The following is a 21,935-nucleotide window of genomic DNA, read 5'->3' as shown; positions in this document are numbered from 1 at the left end:
CAGCGGAGAGGGGGGGTGTCGCTGGGCACTTTCCATTGTCTTGGGGGCAGCAGCCAGGGAACTCGATGGCGACGTTGTGGACACGCTAAACGCCTTTGTTCTCAGAGTGGGAAATGAATGCAGGCGTCAGAAGGTCAAGCCGGCTGACCTTCTGACGCCTTGTCGTGCATGGAGATTACTTGATCGCGATCGCGTTGCCCGAAGCATCCTTGATCTGAGTCCAGGATTGGAGGATCACGTTCTTCACGGCACCGGGCATGGGCACATAGTCGAGCTCGGCAGCGGTCTTGTCGCCGGACTTGTAGGCCCAGTCGAAGAACTTCAGCGCCGCCGCAGCCTGGGCAGGCTTGTCCTGGGTCTTGTGCATCACGATGAAGGTCGCCGAGGTAATCGGCCAGGCGCCCTTGCCGCCCTGGTTGGTCAGGATCTGGTAGAAGCTCTTGGTCCAGTCGGCACCTGCAGCGGCAGCCTTGAAGGCGCTGTCATCCGGCTCCACAAAGCTGCCGTCGGCGGCCTGCATCTGCGCATAGGACAGCTTGTTTTGCTTGACGTAGGCGTACTCCACATAGCCGATGGAGTTGGGCAGACGGCCCACGAAGGCGGCCACGCCCTCATTGCCCTTGCCGCCGGTGCCCGTGGGCCAGTTCACGGCCTTGCCTTCGCCAACCTTTTCCTTCCACTCGGCATTGACCTTGGACAGGTAGTTGGTGAAGCCGAAGGTCGTGCCCGAGCCGTCGGCGCGGCGCACGGGAGCAATGGCGGCATCGGGCAGGTCCAGGCCGGGGTTCAGTGCCTTGATGGCAGCATCGTTCCACTTGGCAATCTTGCCCAGGTAGATGTCGCCGAGCACCTGGCCGTTGAGCTTGAGCTGACCGGGCTGCACGCCCTTGATGTTGACCACGGGCACGATGCCGCCGATCACGGTGGGGAACTGCACCAGTCCCTTCTTGGCCAGCTCCTCGTCCTTCAGAGGCTCGTCCGAAGCACCGAAGTCCACGGTCTTGGCATCGATTTGCTTGATGCCGGCGCTGGAACCTACCGACTGGTAGTTGATCTTGACGCCCGTGGCCTTGTGGTAGTCGGCCGCCCACTTGGAGTACAGCGGAGCCGGGAAGCTGGCGCCTGCGCCTGTTGCTTCTTCCTGGGCCAGCGCCTGACCCAGCCCACCAGCCGACACAGCACCCGCCACCAGAATACGAATCACAGACAACTTCATGAACAGACCTCTTGGGGTTGAAAAAATGCGATGAGTGGAATGTAAGAATGCTTTGTGACAGAGAGATGACATCCATGAATTGCGTCATATCTTTGCCCCATGCCGCGACCGGGCGACTGACATGGCAGTGTCACAATAGGCTTCTAGGGTGTACCTCCCTTCACACATACTCTGTCTTGCAACGCCAGCCCCTGGCCTGCCCGCAAGTTGCGGCCTGGCGCTGCGTTCCATGTTTTTTGATCGGCTCTCACCTCATGGTCCCTCACTCCCTGCTCGCTGCCGTCGACCTTGGCTCCAACAGCTTTCGCCTCGAAATCGGGCGCGTAGGCTCCCATCAGCGCATAGAGCGCGTGGAATACCTCAAGGAAACCGTGCGCCAGGGCAACGGGCTCAACGAGCAGCAGGAGCTCACGCGCCCGGCCATGGAGCGCGGCTGGGAGTGCCTGGCCCGCTTCGGCGAACGCCTTGCCGGATTCGCGCCCGAGCAGGTGCGCGCCGTCGCCACGCAAACCCTGCGCGAAGCCTTGAACCGCGAACAATTCATCCGCCGAGGCAGCGAACTTCTGGGCTTTCCCATTGAGGTCATTGCAGGCGAGGAAGAAGCCCGCCTGATCTACCGCGGCGTGGCCAGCCTGCTGCCGCCCTCGCAGGAGCGCCGCCTGGTGGTGGACATCGGCGGACGCTCCACGGAAATCATCATCGGCGAGCAGGCCAGCACACGCCAGGTAGCGTCCTACCCGATAGGCAGCGTGGCCTGGAGCAACCAGTTCTTTGCCGATGGTCAGTTGAGCAGCCAGCGCTTTTCGGCGGCCATCAAGGCTGCGGAGCAGGCCCTGGCCCAGGCCGTATCGGCCTATCCGCAAAACACCTGGGACCGCGCCTATGCCTCCTCGGGCACGGCCAATGCCGTGGGCGATCTGCTCTCGGCCAACGGCCAGGACGGCAAGACGGTGACGCCGGCAGGACTGGGCTGGCTGCACGAGCAGTTGCTGCAGGCCGGCCATGTGGACCGCATCAAGCTCCCCGGTCTCAAGGAAGATCGCCGCCCCGTGATCGCGGGAGGCCTGAGCGTTCTGATCGCCGCCACCCGTCTGCTGGGCATAGGAGAGCTCGAAATCGCGCAAGGCGCCTTGCGCCAGGGCGTACTCCATGACCTGCAGGCCCACGAGCCTCCGGCGGACCGCGAGGCCGCAGAGATCTCGGCCCTGCAGCACGATTTCGGCATAGACACCACGCATGCACGCCGCGTGCGCAAGACCGCCACCTGGGCCTGGCTGGCCATGGCCCGCGAATCCGAGCCCGGCGATGCCTGGTCACTGCACGCACTGGAGACCGCTGCCTGCCTGCACGAAATCGGCATGCGCATCTCGCTCAGTGCCTACCACCGCCACGGAGCCTACATCACCGCCCATTGCAGTGCCGCGACCTGGCCGCTGCAATTGCGCACACGCATCAGCCAGCTCGTGCTGGGCCACCAGGGCAAGCTGCGCAAGCTCGAAGGCGCTCTCGAAGACCCGGCCGTGGCCTGGCCCCTGCTGGCCCTGCGCCTGGCCGTGCAGTTGTGCCATGCGCACCGTGACCCCGACCTGCAGCACATGAGCCTGCAGCGCCAGGGCAATACCTGCGTGCTCAAGGCCCCTGCCGACTGGGCACGCAACTATCCGCAGTCGGCCCAGCTGCTGCGTACCGAGGCTGCGGCCTGGCACAAGACGCCCTGGACTCTGGAATTGAAATTGAACACGCTCTGAGCGGCTTTGCCGCCTTCCCCTGAAGGGGGACGACGCCCCCGCCGCGAGGCGGTTCTTGCTCGGCGTCACTGAGTTGGACCGCACGAACTTTTGTGCCGCGCCATCAAGGTCTGGTTCGCAAGACAGCGCCACGGCCAGCCCAGGCAGCCCCCGCTCAAATGCGGCTTAATCATCCATCAAAAAGCTGGAAGCGCTTGATGGAATAGCGCTTCCAGCTTCCAATTCAATAGCAAAAGCCTACTGCGGACCGTAGCGTTCCATGAGCGCATTCTGCGCACCCAGGCCCGTGGTGGGCTTGCGCGGACGGGCATAGCTGCCGTCGGCCTCCAGGGTCCAGGCATCGCGGTCGTCGTGCAGATAGGCCACCAGGCATTCATCTATGACCTGCTGGCGCAGCTCGGCATCGAGCACCGGCCAGGCCAGCTCCACGCGCCGCACCATGTTGCGGTTCATCCAGTCGGCGCTGGACAGCAGCAGCTCCTCATGCTCTCCCCAGCCGAAGTAAAACACCCGCGGATGCTCGAGGAAGCGGCCGATGATGGAGCGCACGCGGATGTTCTCGGTCCAGCCCGCGCGCTGGGCCGGCAGCATGCAGGCGCCGCGCACGATGAGGTCGATGCGCGCGCCCTGGCGCCCGGCCTCGATGAGGGCACGGATCAAAGGCTCGTCGGTGAGCGAGTTCATCTTGAGCACGATGCGCGCATGCTCGCCCTGGCGCGCAGCCTGTGCGACCTGACCGATCAGCACCAGCATCTGCTCGTGCAGATGAAACGGCGCCAGGATGAGGCGGTTGAGCCTGGGCAGGCGGTTGTGGCTGGACAGGTGGCTGAACACCGCATCCATGTCGACCGTGATCTCCTCGTCGCAGGTCAGGTGGCTGATGTCGGTGTACAGCCGCGCCGTGCGCACGTTGTAGTTGCCCGTGGACAAATGGCCGTAGCGCTTGAGCCGCCCGCTGCGCCGGTCGCGGCGCGTGATGAGCAGCATCTTGGCATGGGTCTTGAGGCCCAGCACGCCGTAGACGACCTGGGCGCCCAGGGCCTCCAGCTTCTCGGCCGAGTTGATGTTGGCCTCTTCGTCGAAGCGCGCCTTGAGCTCCAGCACGGCCATGACTTCCTTGCCCCGGCGCACGGCCTCGGCCAGCAACTGCATGATTTCCGAATCCGAGCCCGTGCGGTAGATGGTCTGCTTGATGGCCAGCACCTGGGGGTCGTTCACGGCCTCGCGCAGCAGCTCGAGCACGCCCTCGAAGCTCTCGAAAGGCTGGTGGATCAGAATGTCGCGCTTGCGCATCTGGGCCATGACCGAGCGTCCGGGCTGCAATTGATGCGGCCATGCGGGGCGCCAGGGCGGAAACAGCAGCCGCGGATCGTCCACCAGATCCACGAGCTGGGACTGGCGCACCAGGTTCACGGGCCCGCGCACGCGGAACAAGGCCTCCTCGGGCAGGCCGTACTGTTCGAGCAGCAGCTCGGACAGCATGGGTGAGCAGTCGAAAGAGACCTCCAGGCGCACGGCCTGGCCGTAGTGGCGATGGTGCAGGCCCTGGCGCAGTGCCATGCGCAGATCGCTGACATCGGCCTCGTCCACCGCCAGGTCCGAATGGCGCGTGACGCGGAACTGCGCGAACTCGGCGACCTCACGCCCCGGGAACAGCTCATCGAGATGGGCTCGCACAATGCTGGAAATGCTCACGAACAGGCGCTTGTTGTTCGCAATCCTCTCGGGCAGGCGCACCAGTCGCGGCAGGGCGCGCGGCACCTTGACGATGGCCACTTCGTTGGCGCGACCAAACGCATCCACACCCTTGAGGCGCACGATGAAGTTCAGCGCCTTGTTGGCCACCTGCGGAAAGGGATGGGAAGGATCCAGCCCCACGGGCATGAGCAGGGGCTGGACTTCGCGCAGATAGTATTCGCTGACCCATTTGCGCTGGGCGCTGCTGCGCTCGCCATGCGAAACCACGCGAATGCCCTGGGCTGCGAAGGCCGGCCGCAGCGACTGGTTGTAGAGCTGGTACTGGCTGGTCACCAGCTTATGGGCCTTGTCCATGAGCAAGCGAAAACTTTCCTGCGAATACAGGCCCCTGGCAGGCCCGGCCTTGGCCGCTGTGACATGGGGAGCACAGCGCACCTCGAACCATTCGTCAAGATTGGACGAGACGATGCACAGATAGCGCAGGCGCTCGAGCAAGGGAACGTCCTCGCGCACAGCCCAGTCAAGCACGCGCTCGTTGAAAGCCAGTATCGATTGATCGCGGTCCAGCAGTTGTTGCAGTTCGCGGTCTGCGGGCATGTCTGCCAGCAGAGCCGGGCCGACGGTGAGTTCAGTCATCGCAGAAGAACCAGCCATCGCCGGGGCCGGACTTTGTTGTAGCAGCGCAAGCATAGCCTGCTGCTCCGCAGCCTCGGAGGCTGATCGCAAAGTAATCGGTTCTGCCTCGAGTCGGTGCAAGTTCGAAAGAGAAGAAGAAGCAGCAGGCGCAGATTCACCTGTCACGGTCTGCGGGAGTATCTGAGGCATGAGGACAGGGGCCGCAGGCGGCCCGGTAATTCCCCCCAATCCGGGGTCGCCGGCAGTCTGCCCTCCATTTGTGACAAGCAGATGACATAACAGTGAACACCCGGGGTCTGAGCCGAGGGCCGGCACATGTGCAATACGCTCATTGCCTGACAGATGCGACGACTCGCCATGAACTCGTCACGGGGTTGACACAAATCATCACCCCATATGGAGAAGCGGCGACCGACAAGACCCGCACTCTCGATCTTCTCCGGGGCAATGCTAAGCTGCCAGCCTTTGATGCCTGAGCCCAGGCACACCGCTTCCCGCTTGCGCATGCCCCGTCCCTCTTTTGCGAATCACCGCCTGGCCGCGATCGACATCGGCTCCAACAGCTGTCTATTGGTCGTGGCGCGCTGGAGCGAAGGCCGGCTGCAACTGCTCAGCCACCGCAAGGAGGCCATACGCCTGGGCAGCGAAATCGATGCCCAGGGCGCACTCAGCGCCGCCGCCATGCAGCGCGGCTGGGACTGCCTGGAGCGTTATGCGCTGGTGCTCGGCAACCTGCCGCGCGAACGCCTGCGCGTGGTTGCCACACAGACGCTGCGCGAAGCCTCGAACCGCAATGAGTTTCTGGTCAGGGCCCAGGAGATTCTGAACTGCCCGGTCGACGTCATCGATGGCCTCGAGGAAGCGCGCCTAATCTACCGTGGCGTCGCGCCTTTGCTGCCAGCCAGCACCCAGCGCCGCCTGGTGGTGGATATCGGTGGCCGCTCCACCGAGCTATGCCTGGGCCGCAGGCTGCAGGCCCTGGCCGTACAGTCTTTTGCGGTGGGCAGCACGACCTGGGCGCAGCGCCACTTTGCAAGCGGCGAGCTGACATCGGCAACCCTGGACCTGGCCGAAGCCGCAGCCCTGGAGATCATCAGCCCGCATGCCGCAACATTCGGCCCCTCACAGTGGAAGCATGCCTATGGCTCCTCGGGATCGGCGGGAGCGATTGCCAAGGTCCTGTCCCACGCCAGCGGCGAGCCCACGGGCTGGATCACGCGCGAAGGCCTGGACTGGATCCGCGACGAGCTGCTGCAGGCCGGCCATATCGACCGTGTCAGCCTCGGCGGTCTCAAGCATGAGCAGCGCCCCTTGATCGGCGGAGGCTTCAGTCTCATGCGCGCGCTGTTCATCAGCCTGGGCATCAGTCGCATGCGCGTCACCCATGGCGCCCTGCGGCACGGCGTGCTCCATGAGCTCGCAGACAGGCTCGGGATGGCGGGCTGAGCCGGTTCAGGCAGGCGTCTGCAAACTGGATGCTACACTTTGTAAATCCAGTCATGGCCACAGCCTCTTCAGGCTTTTTCTCACCATGCCCCCACCGATGCTGCCTGTGCCTGCGCCCGAATCGGTGCAGCATGAGCCAGAGTCTTTCAGCCTTTCGCTGACCGAGTTTCAGCCATCCGCACCCGACGGTGCCGGGGTGGGCATTGTCTTCATACGCCATGGCCGCGTCGTGCGCTGCAATCAATGCTTTGCCGCCATGCTGGGCCACCCCGATGCACAAGAGCTGCCAGCCCATGGCAACCTGCAGTTGCAGGCCCTGGCCCGGGAAACATCGACCCAGTTGGGCCATGGCTCGCACTGCGCCCAAATGCAGTTGCAGCGGCGCAACGGCAGCCTGTTCTGGGCCAAGGTCACGGGCTGGCTGATCCATCCGGAGCGCCCCGAGGAAGGCTCGCTGTGGATCATCAGCGACATGGACCTGCAGTTGCGCAGCCAGCGCGCACTGAGCCTGGCCCATGAACAGCTCGAACAGCAGGTGCGGGACCGCACGCGCGAGCTCAGCTCCACCGTGGAGAGCCTGCACCGCGAGATTGCCGAGCGCAAGCTGGATCAGGAGCGCATCTACTGGCTGGCACACTACGACGCCTTGACCTCCCTGCCCAACCGCACGCTGCTGGCCGAGCGCAGCGCTCTGGCGATCGAGCATGCGCGTGCAGCCGGCACGCCGCTGGCCGTGATGTTCCTGGACCTGGACCATTTCAAGCATGTCAACGATTCCCTGGGCCATCGCATAGGCGATGCCTTGCTCGTGGAGATCGCCCAGCGCCTGCGCGCCGTGGTGCGCGAGCGCGACACCGTGGCCCGCATCGGCGGTGACGAGTTCGTGCTGCTGCTGCCCGGCGCCAATGCCCAGGGCGCGGCACGCGTGGCCGGCAAGCTGCAGGAGGCATCGCTGCAGCCCTACCACATAGGCCGCCACGAGCTGACCATTGCCCCCTCCATGGGCATAGCCCTGTACCCGGGCGATGGCCGCGACATCGACGGTCTGACCCAGGCTGCGGACACCGCCATGTACCAGGCCAAGCAGGCCGGGCGCAACACCTACTGCTTCTACACCCCGCAGATGCAGGCCCAGTCGCTGCGGGCGCTGCAGCTGGAAAACGCCCTGCGCCGCGCGCTCAAGCGCAATCAGCTGTATCTGCACTACCAGCCCCAGGTCACGCTGAGCACGGGCCATGTCTGCAGCGTAGAGGCCTTGCTGCGCTGGGAGCACCCCGAGCTGGGCCTGGTCTCGCCGGGCGAGTTCATTCCCGTGGCCGAGGCCAGCGGCCAGATTCTGCAGATCGGCGAATGGGTGCTGAACCAGGCCCTGCGACAGCTGGGCGCCTGGCGCAAGGCCGGCCTGCACGGGCTGAAGATGGCCGTGAACCTGTCGGCCATCCAGTTTCACCAGCAGCAATTGCCCGAGCTCATCAACCGCATCCTGCAGGAAACCCAGGTGCCCGCCGATGCGCTGGAGCTGGAGCTGACCGAGGGCGTGGCCGTCAACGATCCGCATGCAGCCACGCTGACCATGGACCGGCTGCGCTCCCAGGGCGTGCGCCTGTCCATGGACGATTTCGGCACCGGCTACTCCTCGCTGAGTCAGCTCAAGCGCTTTCAGATCTACAAGCTCAAGATAGACCAGTCCTTCATCCAGGACCTGGACCACGACAGCAACGACAGGGCCATCGTGAGCGCCATCATCCGCATGGCCCAGGCCCTGGGCATGCAGACCACGGCCGAAGGCGTGGAGACTGCGGCCCAACTGCAGTTTCTGCGCGAACAAGGCTGTGACGAAGCCCAGGGTTATCACTTCAGCCGCCCCCTGCCGCCCAGGGAGGTCGAAGCCTTCTTGCGTCTCCGCCCCGAATGGCAGGAGCAGGGTTGAGCATGAAAAACAATAGCTGCAAGCGCTATCTCTGACTCGGTTTCAGATTGTTTTAACCATGAAATCCAGGCAGGACAAGCGCTAGCAGCAACTCAATTGATAGCAGACACCGAGCGGTCTCAGGGCCTGCAAGAACGTCAGTCGGCGCGGGCCGCGCTTGCGAGCTCCTCGGCATAGCGGCTTGCAAGCCCGCCATCGCGCGCCTCGACCATGATGCGCAGCAGCGGCTCGGTGCCGCTGGCGCGTATCAGCACCCGACCGGTGTTGCCCAGCCTGGCCGTCACCTCCTGGGTCGCCTGCTCCAGCACGGCATTGCTCTTCCAGTCCTGGCCCGGCTGCAGACGCACATTGAGCAGCACCTGAGGGAAGAGCTTCACCGGCTCCAGCCACTGCGACAGGCTCTTGCCCGAGCGCACGCAGGCCTGCAGCACCTGCAAGGCACTGATCAAGCCATCACCCGTGGTGTGCTTGTCCAGGGCCAGCAAATGGCCCGAGCCTTCGCCGCCCAGCTTCCAGCCATGGCGGTGCAGCTCCTCGAGCACATAGCGGTCGCCCACCTTGGCACGCACAAAGCCCATGCCCTGGTCCTTGAGCGCAAGCTCCACCGCCATGTTCGTCATCAGCGTGCCCACGACACCGGGCACGGCTTCGCCGCAGGCCAGTCGATCGGCTGCCATCAGGTACAGCAGCTCGTCGCCGTTGTACAAACGCCCGCCCGCATCGACGATGAGCAGGCGATCGGCATCGCCATCCAGGGCCACGCCATAGTCGGCGCGGTTGGCGCGCACCGTGCGCACCAGGGCCTCGGGGTGGGTGGCGCCCACGCCTTCGTTGATGTTGAGGCCGTCGGGTGCGCAGCCTATGGCGACCACGTCGGCCCCGAGCTCGTGAAAGACCTTGGGCGCGATCTGGTAGGCCGCGCCATGGGCAGCATCGACCACGATCTTGAGGCTGCGCAGCGACAACTCATGGTCGAAGCTGCTCTTGCAAAACTCGATGTAGCGGCCCGCCGCATCATCGAGGCGCCGCGCCTTGCCCAGGCTGGCCGACTCCGCCCACTCGGGCTCCCGTGTCAGGGCCTGCTCGACCTCTTGCTCCCAGGCATCGGACAGCTTGGTGCCCTGGGCGCTGAAGAACTTGATGCCGTTGTCCTCGTAAGGGTTGTGGCTTGCACTGATCACAACCCCCAGGCTTGCACGCTGGGCCCGCGTGAGATAGGCCACACCGGGCGTGGGCAAGGGGCCGAGCAGCATCACATCCACGCCGGCGGAGTTGAAGCCCGACTCCAGCGCGCTCTCCAGCATGTAGCCGGAAATGCGCGTGTCCTTGCCGATGAGGACCAGAGGCCTCTCCTCGCTGCTGCGCAGCACACGACCCACGGCATGCGCAAGGCGCAGCGCGAAGTCCGGAGTAATCGGCGAGCGCCCCACCGTGCCACGAATGCCGTCGGTTCCAAAATACTTGCGAGCCATAGTGATCCTCTTGTTTTTGTTTGCCTGGACAATGCCATCATGCCACTTGGCTGTCTTGCATGGCCTGCCACACCGACAGGGCCGCCACCGTCTGCGCCACATCGTGCACACGCACCACGCGTGCGCCGCGCTCCACGGCCAGCAGGGCGGCGGCCACGCTGGGCACCATGCGCTCGCCCGGGCCCAGTCCACTGACCTGCCCCAGCGAGCCCTTGCGTGACCAGCCAGCCAAAAGCGCGAAGTCTAGTCCCAGAACTTCCTCCTGCCTTGCAAGCAGCGCAAAATTTTGCTCCAGGCTCTTGCCAAAGCCTATGCCGTAGTCCAGCACCACGCGTTCGCGCGCCACGCCAAGATCCATCAAAGCCTGGCTGTGCTCGCGCAGAAAGTCGCGCACCTGGGGCACGGCATCGCCCTGCATGGGCGAGACCTGCATGTTCTGCGGCGTGCCATGCATGTGCATGAGGCAGATGCCGCAGCTTGCATGGGCCGCCACGAGCTGCTGCGCGCCGGGCTGGCGCAGGGCCCAGATGTCGTTGATGATGTCTGCGCCCAGGTCCAGCGCGGCCTGCATGACCTCGGGCTTGTAGGTGTCCACGGAGATGGGCACGCCCAACTTCACCGCCTCGCGCACCAGGGGCAACACGCGCGCGAGCTCCTCATCCAGCGGCACGGCAGGCGAGCCGGGACGCGTGGACTCGCCGCCTATGTCCAGAATATGCGCGCCCTGCTGAAGCAGCAGCTCGGCATGCGCGAGCGCCTGACCGGCCGTCGCATGACGACCGCCGTCGGAGAACGAATCCGGCGTCACATTCACAATCCCCATGACCTGGGGGCGGCTCAGATCCAGCACAAAGCGCGTGGTCTGCCATTGTTGCGGCATGCAATCTCCTTGATGTCGGGCACGCGGCAGCAACGGCTGCGTGTACCCAAGAAAAAAGGGCCTGCAAGGCCCTTTGTGAGTGATGGTGTCCGAGCCTCAAGCCGTGGTGGGCGAAGGATCCGCATCCACCGCAGGCGTTCCGCCCGAGGAGTTGCCGTCATCGGAAGACGGAGGATTGCGCGGCACCCAGTCCTTGGGCGGGCGCGGCGCCTTGCCGGCCATGATGTCGTCGAGCTGCTCGGCATCAATGGTTTCCCATTCGAGCATGGCCTTGGCCATGGCGTGCATCTTGTCCGAGTTGTCCTCGATCAGCTTGCGCGCCAGCGTGTACTGCTCATCGATGATGCGGCGCACCTCGGCATCGACCTTTTGCATGGTCTCTTCGCTGATGTTGCTGGACTTGCTCATGGAGCGCCCCAGGAAGGGCTCGCCCTCCTGCTCGGCATAGACCATGGGGCCCAGCGCATCCGTCATGCCGTAGCGCGTGACCATGTCGCGCGCAATCTGCGTGGCTCGCTCGAAGTCGTTGGACGCGCCCGTGGTCATCTGGTGCATGAACACTTCTTCGGCAATACGGCCACCGAACAGCATGGCGATCTGGTTGAGCATGAACTCCTTGTCGTAGGAGTAGCGGTCCTTCTCGGGCAGGCTCATGGTCACGCCCAGAGCGCGACCACGCGGGATGATGGTGACCTTGTGCACAGGATCGCACTTGGGCAGCAGCTTGCCGATCAGCGCGTGGCCTGCCTCGTGGTAGGCCGTGTTGCGGCGCTCTTCCTCGGGCATGACCATGGACTTGCGCTCCGGGCCCATGATGATCTTGTCCTTGGCCTTTTCGAAGTCCTGCATCTCCACGGTGCGTGCGTTGCGACGCGCAGCCATCAAGGCGGCCTCGTTGCAGAGGTTGGCCAGATCGGCGCCCGACATGCCGGGCGTGCCACGCGCGATGATGTTGGGATTCACATCCTGGGCCACAGGAATCTTGCGCATGTGCACATTGAGAATCTGCTCGCGGCCGCGCACATCGGGCAGGGTCACATAGACCTGGCGGTCGAAACGACCGGGACGCAGCAGGGCGGCATCCAGAATGTCGGGGCGGTTGGTGGCAGCCACCACGATCACGCCCATATTGGTTTCGAAGCCGTCCATCTCCACCAGCATCTGGTTCAGCGTCTGCTCGCGCTCGTCGTTGCCGCCACCCAGGCCTGCGCCACGCTGGCGGCCCACGGCGTCGATTTCATCGATGAAGATGATGCAGGGCGCGTTCTTTTTGGCGTTTTCGAACATGTCGCGCACACGGGCCGCGCCCACGCCGACGAACATTTCCACGAAGTCAGAACCCGAGATCGAGAAGAAAGGCACCTTGGCCTCGCCCGCAATCGACTTGGCCAGCAGCGTCTTGCCGGTGCCGGGAGGGCCCACCAGCAGCAGGCCGCGCGGAATGCGGCCACCCAGCTTCTGGAACTTGTTGGGGTCTTTCAGAAAGTCCACGACCTCCTTGACCTCTTCCTTGGCCTCGTCGCAGCCGGCCACGTCGGCAAAGGTCACGGTGTTGTTGTTCTCGTCGAGCATGCGCGCCTTGGACTTGCCGAAGCTGAAGGCACCGCCCTTTCCGCCGCCCTGCATCTGGCGCATGAAGTACACCCAGACACCGATCAAAAGTAGCATCGGGCCCCAGCTCACGAGCAAGGTCATGAGCAGCGAGCCTTCTTCGCGCGGCTTGACGTCGAACTTGACGTTGTTGTTGATCAGGTCGCCCACCAGACCACGGTCCAGATAGGTGGCCGTGGTGCGCAGCTTGCGATCGTCATTGGTCGTGGCCACGATTTCCGTACCACCGGGGCCTTCCTGAATAGTGGCGCTCTTGATGCGGTTATTGCGCACTTCTTCCAGGAAATCGGAGTAGCCGACATGGGATGCGCCTACGGCACCACGGGTGTCAAACTGTTTGAACACCGTAAACAGCACCATGGCGATGACCAGCCAGACGGCAATTTTAGAAAACCACTGATTGTTCAAGCGGGGCTCCAATGAGGAATACAGACACGACTTGTGCAAATCCAGACAGGGCAAGCTGCTGGCCGAGGGCGCGCCATGCTTGCCTTCTTGTCTGCGCAAGTTCCAACAGATAAAGCAGCATGCAGCTGGCAATGCCTATTTACGGTCCATTTTAGGTCTTTCAAGCGCTACAGCTATGAAACCCCTTCATCGCGGCCATAGATGGCATGCGGTTTTGGGTCGCACAGGGCTCGAAAAGTGGCTCCAGCCCTTATTTCAGCCCGATACCGACCAGAAAAATCTCGGCTGACCTGTCGCGCGAGGACTTGGGCTTGATGGGCTTCACCAGTTTGAAGGTCTGTCGAAAGAGCTCGACCAGCTCGTTGTAGCCGCTGCCATGGAACAGCTTCACGACCAACGCGCCTTCGGTTTTCATATGCTGGCAGGAGAAATCAACCGCCAGCTCGATCAAATGGGCCACGCGAGCCGCATCGGTGGACGCATTGCCCGAGAGGTTGGGCGCCATGTCCGAGACCACCACATCGGCCTTGCTGCCCTGCATGGCCTCTTCAAGCTGGGCCAGCACGGCCTCTTCGCGAAAATCGCCCTGTATATAGAGCACGTCCTCGATGGGCTCCATGGGCAGCAGGTCAAGCGAGATGATGCGCCCGTTGAGCTGGCCGACAGCGGCCCCGTCGGGCGACAGGCGCCGGCGCAGATACTGGCTCCAGGCACCGGGCGCGCAGCCCAGATCAACCACCGTATGGCCCGGGCGTATGAGCTTGAGCTGCTCGTCTATCTCCTTGAGCTTGTATGCTGCACGCGCCCGGTAGCCATCCTTTTGGGCGGCTTTGACATAGGGATCGTTGATGTGGCTGTGAAGCCAAGCCTTGTTGACCTTCTTGCTTTTCGTCTGAGATTTCATGCTGGATTCTTTCAGCCTCGATAATACGGCCATGCCCCAAATTCAATTGACTACGGCCGAACGCCGTGAACATCGTGCCGATGCGCACCATCTGGACCCTGTCGTCCTCATCGGCGGCGACGGTCTCACGCCCGCCGTGCAAAAGGAAGTCGACGCAGCCCTCAACGCCCACGGGCTGATCAAGGTCCGCGTCTTCAACGACGATCGCGCCGCACGCGAGCAAATCCATCTGCAACTGTGCGAGGAACTCAGCGCCGCACCCATTCAGCACATTGGCAAGCTGCTCGTGCTGTGGCGCCCAGTCCCCGAGAAAGCCAAGACCGTCAATGAAGACCGCATGCCAGGTCCGCGCGATGTCAAGGTGCTCAAGTTCAGCAAGCGCGGCGGCCAGAAGCCCGAGATCAAGCAGATCCGCGTGCTTGGCAACCAGCGCCTCACGGCCGGTGGCCAGGTCAAGCGCGCCAAGCCCAAGCAAAAATCCATCAAGAAGCGCCAGGCCGACTAAGCACGCCCCTGCGCCACCGACCCCTGACCAGAAAGCAGATTTGATTGCCGCCGACGTGAACTCCAACGCACCCAGCACCGCCCCCAGCACACAGCCCGCCAACGCCACGCAGCGTTTTGTGATCTGCATGAAATGGGGCAAGAAATATGGCCCCGAATATGTCAACCGGCTCTATGCCATGGTGCGCAGGCATTTGCGGGGTGATTTTCGCCTGGTTTGCCTCACCGATGATGGCGCAGGGATTAGGCCCGAGGTCGAGTGCTATCCCATCCCCTCGCTCAATCTGCCTGCGGGCATTCCCGAGCGCGGCTGGAACAAGCTGGCCACCTTCAGCGCCGATCTGCACGGCCTCAAGGGCACGGCCTTGTTCCTCGATGTGGACGTGGTGATCACCGGCGCGCTCGACGATTTCTTCACCGAGCCCGGCGAATTCCTCATCATCCACGACTACAAGCGTCCCTGGCGCATCACGGGCAACTCCTCGGTCTACCGCTTCGAGCTCGGCGCCCATCCCGAGGTGCTTGAGCACTTTCGCGGCCACTTCGAAGAGATCCGCAAGAACTACCGCAACGAGCAGGCCTATCTGTCGGACATGCTGCACAAAGAGGGCAAGCTCAAGTACTGGCCTGCGAGCTGGTGCCCGAGCTTCAAGTACCACTGCATTCCCGGCTGGCCCACGAACTACTGGAAGGCTCCGTTCGTTCCCGAAGGCGCGCGCATCGTGATCTTTCACGGCGAGTGCAATCCGCCCGATGCCCTGGCCGGGCGACGCAACCGGCGCTTTCGCTTCATCAAGCCCGCGACCTGGGTCGCCGAGCACTGGCACGAATAAACTCGCCGCCCCAGCGACATCCCGCATGCAAAAGGCCCGCAATCTGCGGGCCTTTTCCCTGGGGCCTGCGAAGCCTCAGTCGTGACTTTGCTGAGCACCAGCCCTTGCAGCGCCAGCCGTGCGCCACAGCACGACCAGGGCGCAAAGCCATTGCACGCCATACATGACCGTGCCCAGGCTGTGCCAGAGCTTGAGGTTCTCGCGCGCCACGATGCGCGGCGAGACGCCGTACTGCACGAGCAAGGCCAGCAGCATGCCGGCAATAACAAAAACGATAGCTGCTTGCGCCCATGGTTCCATGGTTTGCGCATGTTTTCGCTTTGCAATCACCAACAGCAGCGCGCAACACGCTATCGAAACCCAGGTCTGCGCAGCAAACAGCTTGGCTGCCATATAACCGGCCAGGGCTGGCGAGGGCAGGTTCGCAAACAGCATGGGCACGGCCATGAAGCCTATGGCAGAGAGACTGCCCCACCAGAGGGCAGCGGCCAGCAGGGGAAGGCGTGCATACAGCATGTAGGCCCTTCGCGTTCAGCTCAGAGGTAGCGCACCGACACCACTTCGTAGCGGCGCAGGCCGCCCGGAGCCTGGACTTCGGCCATATCGCCCTCTTCCTTGCCGATGAGCGCGCGCGCGATGGGGCTGGAGACGTTGATCAGCCCCTGCTTGAGATCGGCCTCATCTTCGCCCACGATCTGGTAGGTCACGGCTGCGCCGCTGTCCTCGTCCTCCAGCTCCACGGTGGCCCCGAAGACCACGCGTCCTCCTGCGTCCAGCGCCGTGGGGTCGATGACTTGCGCCGCCGACAGCTTGCCTTCGACCTCGGCGATGCGGCCTTCGATAAAGCCCTGGCGGTCCTTGGCAGCCTCGTATTCGGCGTTTTCGCTGAGATCGCCCTGGGCGCGCGCTTCCGCAATCGCCTGGATGATCGCAGGGCGCTCCACGGTCTTCAAGCGTTGCAGCTCGTCCTTGAGCTTTTCGGCTCCACGCTTGGTGATGGGAATGGTGGCCATTGAGAAGTCTCCATGTTCAACAAACGCCGCGCAGCGCGCGGCCTGTTTTGGCGCTGGCCTTGGGTGGCCGCACCCCAAAAGCAAACCGCCGCACGTTGCCGCGCGGCGGTTTCATCGAGTCGTTCACCGGATTATGCCGCGTTTACCCAGGCATGCGTCCAGTAAAACCCACGGCCTTGTCAGGCAGCGGACAGAACCACCCCTCAGAGCTGGGCGTGCAGCTCCTGCACCGAATGCACGTCCATGCTGCCCATGGACTGCATGCCTTCGACCGCAGCTTCGGCACCGAAGATGGTGGTGAAGGTTGTCACGCGGGCCTGCAGTGCATTCGTGCGTATGGCGCGCGAGTCCACGATGGCGTTGCGACGCTCTTCCACGGTGTTGATGACCATGGCGATCTCGCCGTTCTTGATCATGTCCACGATGTGGGGGCGGCCTTCGGCGACCTTGTTGACCACCTGCACGGCGATGCCGGCCTCCGCAATCGCAGCCGCCGTGCCGCGCGTGGCGCACAGCGCAAAACCCATGGCCGCCAGATCCTTGGCCACGGCCACGGCGCGCGGCTTGTCGGCGTTCTTCACGGTGAGGAAGACCTTGCCTTCGGTGGGCAGCTTGACGCCCGCGCCCAGCTGGCTCTTCACAAAAGCTTCGCCAAAGGTCTTGCCCACGCCCATGACTTCACCGGTGGACTTCATCTCGGGGCCGAGAATGGTGTCCACGCCGGGGAACTTCACGAAGGGGAAGACGGCTTCCTTGACGCTGAAGTAAGGCGGCGTCACCTCCTTGCCCACGCCCTGGCTGGCCAGGCTCTGGCCGACCATGCAGCGCGCGGCCACCTTGGCCAGCTGTATGCCCGTGGCCTTGGAGACAAAGGGCACGGTGCGCGAGGCACGGGGGTTGACTTCCAGCACATAGATCACGTCGCCGGCTTCGGTTTCCTGGATCGCGAACTGCACGTTCATCAGGCCCACCACGTTCAGGCCTTCGGCCATGGCCGCAGTCTGGCGCTTGATCTCGGCCACGGTCTCGGGCTTCAGGTAGTAAGGCGGCAGCGAGCAGGCGGAGTCACCAGAGTGCACGCCGGCTTGCTCGATGTGCTCCATCACGCCGCCGATGAATACGGCGCCGGTGTTGTCGCGCACGCAGTCCACATCGCACTCGATGGCGTTGGACAGGAAGTGGTCCAGCAGCACGGGCGAGTCATTGCTGACCTTGACGGCCTCGCGCATGTAGCGCTCCAGGTCGCGCTGCTCGTGCACGATTTCCATGGCGCGGCCGCCCAGCACATAGCTGGGGCGCACGACCAGCGGATAGCCGAGGCCCGAGGCCTTCTCCAGCGCCTCGGCTTCGGTACGCGCCGTGGCATTGGGCGGCTGGCGCAGACCCAGCTTGTTGAGCAGCTTCTGGAAGCGCTCGCGGTCTTCGGCTGCGTCGATCATGTCGGGCGAGGTGCCGATGATGGGCACACCTTCCTTTTCCAGGCCCAGGGCCAGCTTCAAAGGCGTCTGGCCGCCGTACTGCACGATCACGCCTTCGGGCTTTTCGACGGCCACGATCTCCAGCACGTCTTCCAGCGTCAGCGGCTCGAAGTACAGGCGATCCGAGGTGTCGTAGTCGGTGGACACGGTCTCGGGGTTGCAGTTGACCATGATGGTTTCGTAGCCGTCTTCGCGCATGGCCATGGCGGCGTGCACGCAGCAGTAGTCGAACTCGATGCCCTGACCGATGCGGTTGGGGCCACCGCCCAGCACCATGATCTTCTTCTTGTCGGTGGGCTCGGCCTCGCACTCCTCGTCATAGGTGGAGTACATGTAGGCGGTGTTGGAGGCGAACTCGGCCGCGCAGGTGTCCACGCGCTTGTACACGGGGCGCACCTTCAGGGCCTTGCGTGCGTCGCGCACGGCCTTGTCCGTGGTGTGCAAGAGCTTGGCCAGGCGGCGGTCGGAGAAGCCTTTTTGCTTCAAGGTGCGCAGCGTGGCCGCATCCAGCAGCGCCAAGGCCTTGTCGCCATGCGCCTCGAAGTGCTTGTCCAGGTCGAGCTCGATCTTCACGATCTCTTCGATCTGCACCAGGAACCACTTGTCGATCTTGGTGATGTTGTGCACTTCGTCCAGCGTCCAGCCGGCCGCGAAGGCGTCGCCCACATACCAGATGCGATCGGGACCGGGCTCGCCCAGCTCCTTTTCCAGGATCTCGCGGTCCTGGGTCTTCTCGTTCATGCCGTCCACGCCGACTTCCAGGCCACGCAGGGCTTTCTGGAAGGACTCCTGGAAGGTGCGGCCCATGGCCATGACCTCGCCCACGGACTTCATCTGCGTGGTCAGGCGGTTGTCGGCAGCCGGGAACTTCTCGAACGCAAAACGCGGGATCTTGGTGACCACGTAGTCGATCGAGGGCTCGAACGAAGCCGGCGTGGCACCGCCCGTGATGTCGTTCTTGAGCTCGTCCAGCGTAAAGCCCACGGCCAGCTTGGCCGCGATCTTGGCAATCGGGAAGCCCGTGGCCTTGGAGGCCAGGGCCGAGGAGCGCGAGACGCGGGGATTCATCTCGATGACGATCATGCGACCGTCGGCGGGATTCACCGAAAACTGCACGTTGGAGCCGCCCGTGTCCACGCCGATCTCGCGCAGCACGGCCAGGCTGGCGTTGCGCATGATCTGGTATTCGCGGTCGGTCAGCGTCTGGGCCGGGGCCACGGTGATGGAGTCACCCGTGTGCACGCCCATGGGGTCCAGGTTCTCGATGGAGCAGACGATGATGCAGTTGTCGGCCTTGTCGCGCACGACTTCCATCTCGTACTCTTTCCAGCCCAGGAGCGACTCTTCGATCAACAGCTCGTTGGTGGGCGAGGCCTCCAGGCCGCGCTTGCAGATGGTCTCGAACTCTTCGGGGTTGTAGGCAATGCCGCCGCCCGTGCCGCCCAGCGTGAAGCTGGGGCGGATCACCGTGGGAAAGCCCACGTTGCGCTGCACTTCCCAGGCCTCTTCCATGGAGTGGGCAATGCCCGAGCGCGCCGAGCCCAGACCGATCTTGGTCATGGCGTCCTTGAACTTCAGGCGGTCTTCGGCCTTGTCGATGGCCTCGGGCTTGGCGCCGATCAGCTCGACCTGGTACTTGTCCAGCACGCCGTGCTTCCACAGGTCCAGCGCGCAGTTCAGCGCGGTCTGGCCGCCCATGGTGGGCAGGATGGCGTCGGGGCGCTCCTTGGCGATGATCTTCTCCACCGTCTGCCAGGTGATGGGCTCGATGTAGGTGACGTCGGCCGTGGCCGGGTCGGTCATGATGGTCGCGGGGTTGCTGTTGATCAAAATGACCTTGTAACCCTCTTCGCGCAGCGCCTTGCAGGCCTGCACGCCCGAGTAGTCGAACTCACAGGCCTGGCCGATCACGATGGGACCGGCGCCGATGATCAGAACGCTTTTGATGTCGGTGCGCTTTGGCATTATTTGTTCTCCTGGGTTGCAGCCATAGACGCGGTGAAACGCTCGAACAGGTAGGCGATGTCGTTGGGGCCGGGCGATGCCTCGGGGTGGCCCTGGAAGCTGAAGGCAGGTTTGTCCGTGCGCTCCAGGCCTTGCAGCGTGCCGTCGAACAGGCTGACATGCGTGGGGCGCACATTGGCGGGCAGCGAGGCCATGTCCACGGCAAAGCCGTGGTTCTGGCTGGTGATGCTCACATGGCCGTTGTCCAGGTTCTTGACCGGATGGTTGCCGCCATGATGACCATGGGGCATCTTGAACGTCCTGGCGCCCGAGGCCAGGGCCATGATCTGGTGGCCCAGGCAGATGCCGAACACAGGCAGGCCGGACTCGATCAAGGTCTTGGCGGCTTCGATCGCGTAGTCGCAGGGTTCCGGGTCGCCAGGGCCGTTGGAGAGGAACACGCCATCGGGCTTGAGCGCCAGCACCTCGGCCGCGCTTGTGTGGGCCGGCACCACGGTCAGCCTGCAGCCGCGCTGGGCCAGCATGCGCAAAATGTTCTGCTTGACACCGAAGTCATAGGCCACGACATGAAAACGCGGCGCATCCATCTGGCCAAAGCCTTCGCCCAGCTGCCATTCGGTCTGGGTCCAGGCATAGGGTTTGTCGGTGCTGACCACCTTGGCCAGATCCAGACCAGCCATGCTGGGAGCGCTGCGCGCCTTGGCAAGCGCTTCGTCGATGCGTGCCTGGCTGACTTCCTCGCCTTGGGCCAGGCCCATGATGCAGCCGTTTTGCGAGCCCTTGCTGCGCAGCAGACGCGTGAGCTTGCGCGTGTCGATATTGGCAATCGCCACCGTGTTCTTGGCCTTGAGGAACTCGGGCAGAGTCTGCTCCAGGCGGAAGTTGCTGGCCAGCAGCGGCAAATCCTTGATGACCAGACCTGCAGCGCGCACCTTGTCGGACTCCATGTCCTCGGCGTTGACGCCGTAGTTGCCGATATGGGGATAGGTCAGGGTGACGATCTGCTGGCAATAGCTGGGGTCGGTGAGGATTTCCTGGTAGCCGGTGATGGAGGTGTTGAACACCACCTCGCCGCTAGTGGCGCCTTGCGCGCCAATGGAATTGCCAATAAAGACCGTGCCGTCTGCGAGCGCCAGAATGGCGGATGGGAATTCTCCCTTGAGAGACAAAAGCACTGGGTTCTCCGTTTTTTCAATTGCGGTTACGCCCAGCTGGGCCTCAGGCGCGCTGCTCTGAGGTCATGGCTTGTCTGCGGGGGGTGGCGAGGAAGCTTCGCTAGGCGTAGTTGGAATGCTTGAAAGCCGCCCATTATAGGCTGCTGCGACCTCGGCCGCGAGCCTGACCTGGGTATCAACCCTCGCAAACCGCTCGGGAAATACTGCTCGCGTGCAGGCAGATCGCGGCTGCAGCCGCCACGTTCAGCGACTCCTCGCCCCCGGGCTGGCCTATGCGTATGAACAGGCCGGCCTGCTGCATCAAGGCCTGGCCCACGCCCTGCCCTTCATGGCCCATGGCCCAGGCGCAGGGCCAGGGCAAGGCGGTGCGCTCTATGAGCTCGCCCTCATGAGAGCTGGTCACCAGCAAGGGCAGCCCCAGGGCTGGAACATCCTCATGCGATGCAGACTCGACCAGGTGCAGGCCGAAGTGCGCCCCCATGCCGGCACGCAGCACTTTCTGACTCCACAGTGCAGCCGTCCCCTTGAGCGCCAGCACCTGCTCAAAGCCAAAGGCCGAAGCACTGCGCAGGATCGAGCCCACATTGCCGGCATCCTGCACGCGGTCCAGCACCACGGTGGCCACGCCCCTGCGCAGCTCGCCCACGCCCTGCCAGTCCATGAGATAGCCCATGCATGCAGGCGATTCCAGGGAGCTGATCTCGGCAAACAGCTTGTCACCCAGCACTATGACTTTGCCAGCTGCCTGCGCCCACTCCTGGGGCGCTTGAGGCCAGAAAGACTCTGCAAACACGGCCACCTCTGGCTTGAGGCCTCGCGCCAGGGCTGCGCGGCACAGATGGTCGCCTTCAAGCCAGACCCGGCCCTGCTTGCGATAGGCAGCACTGTCCTGGGACAGGCGCCGCAAATCCTTGACCAAGGCGTTGTCGCGGGACTGAATCAGAACGGGAGAAATGGGACGGCTCATGGTAAATATCGGGGCAAGAATGAGGAGCAGCGCACCAGGGTGCGAGACAGG

The 21,935-nt window shown here is 63.7% G+C and carries 16 protein-coding genes; 5 read left to right on the top strand and 11 right to left on the bottom strand.

What is annotated here, in order from left to right:
• Positions 1-175: 175 nt before the first annotated feature.
• Complete coding sequence (pstS, locus tag G486_RS0112405; RefSeq protein WP_027015831.1) at positions 176-1,216, bottom strand: phosphate ABC transporter substrate-binding protein PstS; 1,041 nt, start codon at positions 1,214-1,216, stop codon at positions 176-178.
• Positions 1,217-1,470: 254 nt separating this feature from the next.
• On the opposite strand from pstS, the gene G486_RS0112400 reads away from it, so the two are divergent.
• Positions 1,471-2,964 carry a Ppx/GppA phosphatase family protein gene (locus tag G486_RS0112400; protein WP_027015830.1) on the top strand — a complete coding sequence of 498 codons (1,494 nt, stop codon included), beginning with the start codon at positions 1,471-1,473 and terminating at the stop codon, positions 2,962-2,964.
• A 237-nt stretch (positions 2,965-3,201) separates the two neighbouring features.
• On the opposite strand, the gene ppk1 is transcribed toward G486_RS0112400, so the two are convergent.
• Positions 3,202-5,259, bottom strand: coding sequence for a polyphosphate kinase 1 (gene ppk1 / locus G486_RS0112395; RefSeq protein ID WP_027015829.1), 2,058 nt, complete (start codon positions 5,257-5,259; stop codon positions 3,202-3,204).
• 543 nt (positions 5,260-5,802) lie between these two features.
• On the opposite strand from ppk1, the gene G486_RS0112390 reads away from it, so the two are divergent.
• Complete coding sequence (locus G486_RS0112390) at positions 5,803-6,744, top strand: Ppx/GppA family phosphatase (RefSeq protein ID WP_027015828.1); 942 nt, start codon at positions 5,803-5,805, stop codon at positions 6,742-6,744.
• Positions 6,745-6,829: 85 nt separating this feature from the next.
• Entirely contained in the window at positions 6,830-8,674 is a 1,845-nt protein-coding gene (locus tag G486_RS22210) for a sensor domain-containing protein (RefSeq protein ID WP_084455242.1), read from the top strand.
• A gap of 137 nt (positions 8,675-8,811) precedes the next feature.
• Here G486_RS22210 and glmM read toward each other — a convergent pair whose 3' ends face one another.
• The 4 genes from glmM to G486_RS0112365 all read right to left on the bottom strand — a co-directional run bounded on the left by glmM (position 8,812) and on the right by G486_RS0112365 (position 13,949).
• A complete protein-coding gene (glmM, locus tag G486_RS0112380) occupies positions 8,812-10,146 on the bottom strand; it encodes a phosphoglucosamine mutase (RefSeq protein WP_027015827.1) in 1,335 nt (444 codons plus the stop codon).
• 37 nt (positions 10,147-10,183) lie between these two features.
• Complete coding sequence (gene folP / locus G486_RS0112375; RefSeq protein WP_027015826.1) at positions 10,184-11,026, bottom strand: dihydropteroate synthase; 843 nt, start codon at positions 11,024-11,026, stop codon at positions 10,184-10,186.
• A 96-nt stretch (positions 11,027-11,122) separates the two neighbouring features.
• Positions 11,123-13,045: an ATP-dependent zinc metalloprotease FtsH gene (gene ftsH, locus G486_RS0112370; RefSeq protein WP_027015825.1), complete on the bottom strand. Its 1,923-nt coding sequence runs from the start codon at positions 13,043-13,045 to the stop codon at positions 11,123-11,125.
• Between the two features lie 250 nt (positions 13,046-13,295).
• Entirely contained in the window at positions 13,296-13,949 is a 654-nt protein-coding gene (locus tag G486_RS0112365) for an RlmE family RNA methyltransferase (RefSeq protein WP_027015824.1), read from the bottom strand.
• A gap of 31 nt (positions 13,950-13,980) precedes the next feature.
• On the opposite strand from G486_RS0112365, the gene G486_RS0112360 reads away from it, so the two are divergent.
• Positions 13,981-14,454 carry a YhbY family RNA-binding protein gene (locus tag G486_RS0112360; protein ID WP_027015823.1) on the top strand — a complete coding sequence of 158 codons (474 nt, stop codon included), beginning with the start codon at positions 13,981-13,983 and terminating at the stop codon, positions 14,452-14,454.
• A gap of 127 nt (positions 14,455-14,581) precedes the next feature.
• Positions 14,582-15,286, top strand: coding sequence for a glycosyltransferase (locus tag G486_RS0112355; protein ID WP_245587309.1), 705 nt, complete (start codon positions 14,582-14,584; stop codon positions 15,284-15,286).
• Positions 15,287-15,361: 75 nt separating this feature from the next.
• Here G486_RS0112355 and G486_RS0112350 read toward each other — a convergent pair whose 3' ends face one another.
• The 5 genes from G486_RS0112350 to G486_RS0112330 all read right to left on the bottom strand — a co-directional run bounded on the left by G486_RS0112350 (position 15,362) and on the right by G486_RS0112330 (position 21,884).
• A complete protein-coding gene (locus G486_RS0112350) occupies positions 15,362-15,802 on the bottom strand; it encodes a DUF4149 domain-containing protein (protein ID WP_034387527.1) in 441 nt (146 codons plus the stop codon).
• Positions 15,803-15,822: 20 nt separating this feature from the next.
• A complete protein-coding gene (greA, locus tag G486_RS0112345; protein WP_027015820.1) occupies positions 15,823-16,299 on the bottom strand; it encodes a transcription elongation factor GreA in 477 nt (158 codons plus the stop codon).
• A gap of 203 nt (positions 16,300-16,502) precedes the next feature.
• Entirely contained in the window at positions 16,503-19,742 is a 3,240-nt protein-coding gene (carB, locus tag G486_RS0112340) for a carbamoyl-phosphate synthase large subunit (protein ID WP_027015819.1), read from the bottom strand.
• The gene (carA, locus tag G486_RS0112335; RefSeq protein WP_027015818.1) at positions 19,742-20,917 is read right to left on the bottom strand and encodes a glutamine-hydrolyzing carbamoyl-phosphate synthase small subunit; all 1,176 of its coding nucleotides are present in this window, start codon (positions 20,915-20,917) and stop codon (positions 19,742-19,744) included. Before carA ends, carB begins: the two co-directional genes overlap by 1 nt.
• A gap of 175 nt (positions 20,918-21,092) precedes the next feature.
• The gene (locus G486_RS0112330) at positions 21,093-21,884 is read right to left on the bottom strand and encodes a TrmH family RNA methyltransferase (protein ID WP_027015817.1); all 792 of its coding nucleotides are present in this window, start codon (positions 21,882-21,884) and stop codon (positions 21,093-21,095) included.
• Between the last annotated feature and the right edge of the window lie 51 nt (positions 21,885-21,935).

The sequence above is a fragment of the Comamonas composti DSM 21721 genome (assembly GCF_000429845.1).
Classification (GTDB): domain Bacteria; phylum Pseudomonadota; class Gammaproteobacteria; order Burkholderiales; family Burkholderiaceae_C; genus Comamonas; species Comamonas composti.
The sequence above is the reverse complement of the archived record's forward strand: the minus strand, read 5'-3'. Positions and strand labels throughout refer to the sequence as shown.

Coding starts and splice junctions, on each gene's coding strand:
- pstS (WP_027015831.1), bottom strand. CDS start 1,216: ATGAAGTTGTCTGTGATTCGTATTCTGGTGGCGGGTGCTGTGTCGGCT.
- G486_RS0112400 (WP_027015830.1), top strand. CDS start 1,471: ATGGTCCCTCACTCCCTGCTCGCTGCCGTCGACCTTGGCTCCAACAGC.
- ppk1 (WP_027015829.1), bottom strand. CDS start 5,259: ATGCCCGCAGACCGCGAACTGCAACAACTGCTGGACCGCGATCAATCG.
- G486_RS0112390 (WP_027015828.1), top strand. CDS start 5,803: ATGCCCCGTCCCTCTTTTGCGAATCACCGCCTGGCCGCGATCGACATC.
- G486_RS22210 (WP_084455242.1), top strand. CDS start 6,830: ATGCCCCCACCGATGCTGCCTGTGCCTGCGCCCGAATCGGTGCAGCAT.
- glmM (WP_027015827.1), bottom strand. CDS start 10,146: ATGGCTCGCAAGTATTTTGGAACCGACGGCATTCGTGGCACGGTGGGG.
- folP (WP_027015826.1), bottom strand. CDS start 11,026: ATGCCGCAACAATGGCAGACCACGCGCTTTGTGCTGGATCTGAGCCGC.
- G486_RS0112365 (WP_027015824.1), bottom strand. CDS start 13,949: ATGAAATCTCAGACGAAAAGCAAGAAGGTCAACAAGGCTTGGCTTCAC.
- G486_RS0112360 (WP_027015823.1), top strand. CDS start 13,981: ATGCCCCAAATTCAATTGACTACGGCCGAACGCCGTGAACATCGTGCC.
- G486_RS0112355 (WP_245587309.1), top strand. CDS start 14,582: ATGAAATGGGGCAAGAAATATGGCCCCGAATATGTCAACCGGCTCTAT.
- G486_RS0112350 (WP_034387527.1), bottom strand. CDS start 15,802: ATGCTGTATGCACGCCTTCCCCTGCTGGCCGCTGCCCTCTGGTGGGGC.
- greA (WP_027015820.1), bottom strand. CDS start 16,299: ATGGCCACCATTCCCATCACCAAGCGTGGAGCCGAAAAGCTCAAGGAC.
- carB (WP_027015819.1), bottom strand. CDS start 19,742: ATGCCAAAGCGCACCGACATCAAAAGCGTTCTGATCATCGGCGCCGGT.
- G486_RS0112330 (WP_027015817.1), bottom strand. CDS start 21,884: ATGAGCCGTCCCATTTCTCCCGTTCTGATTCAGTCCCGCGACAACGCC.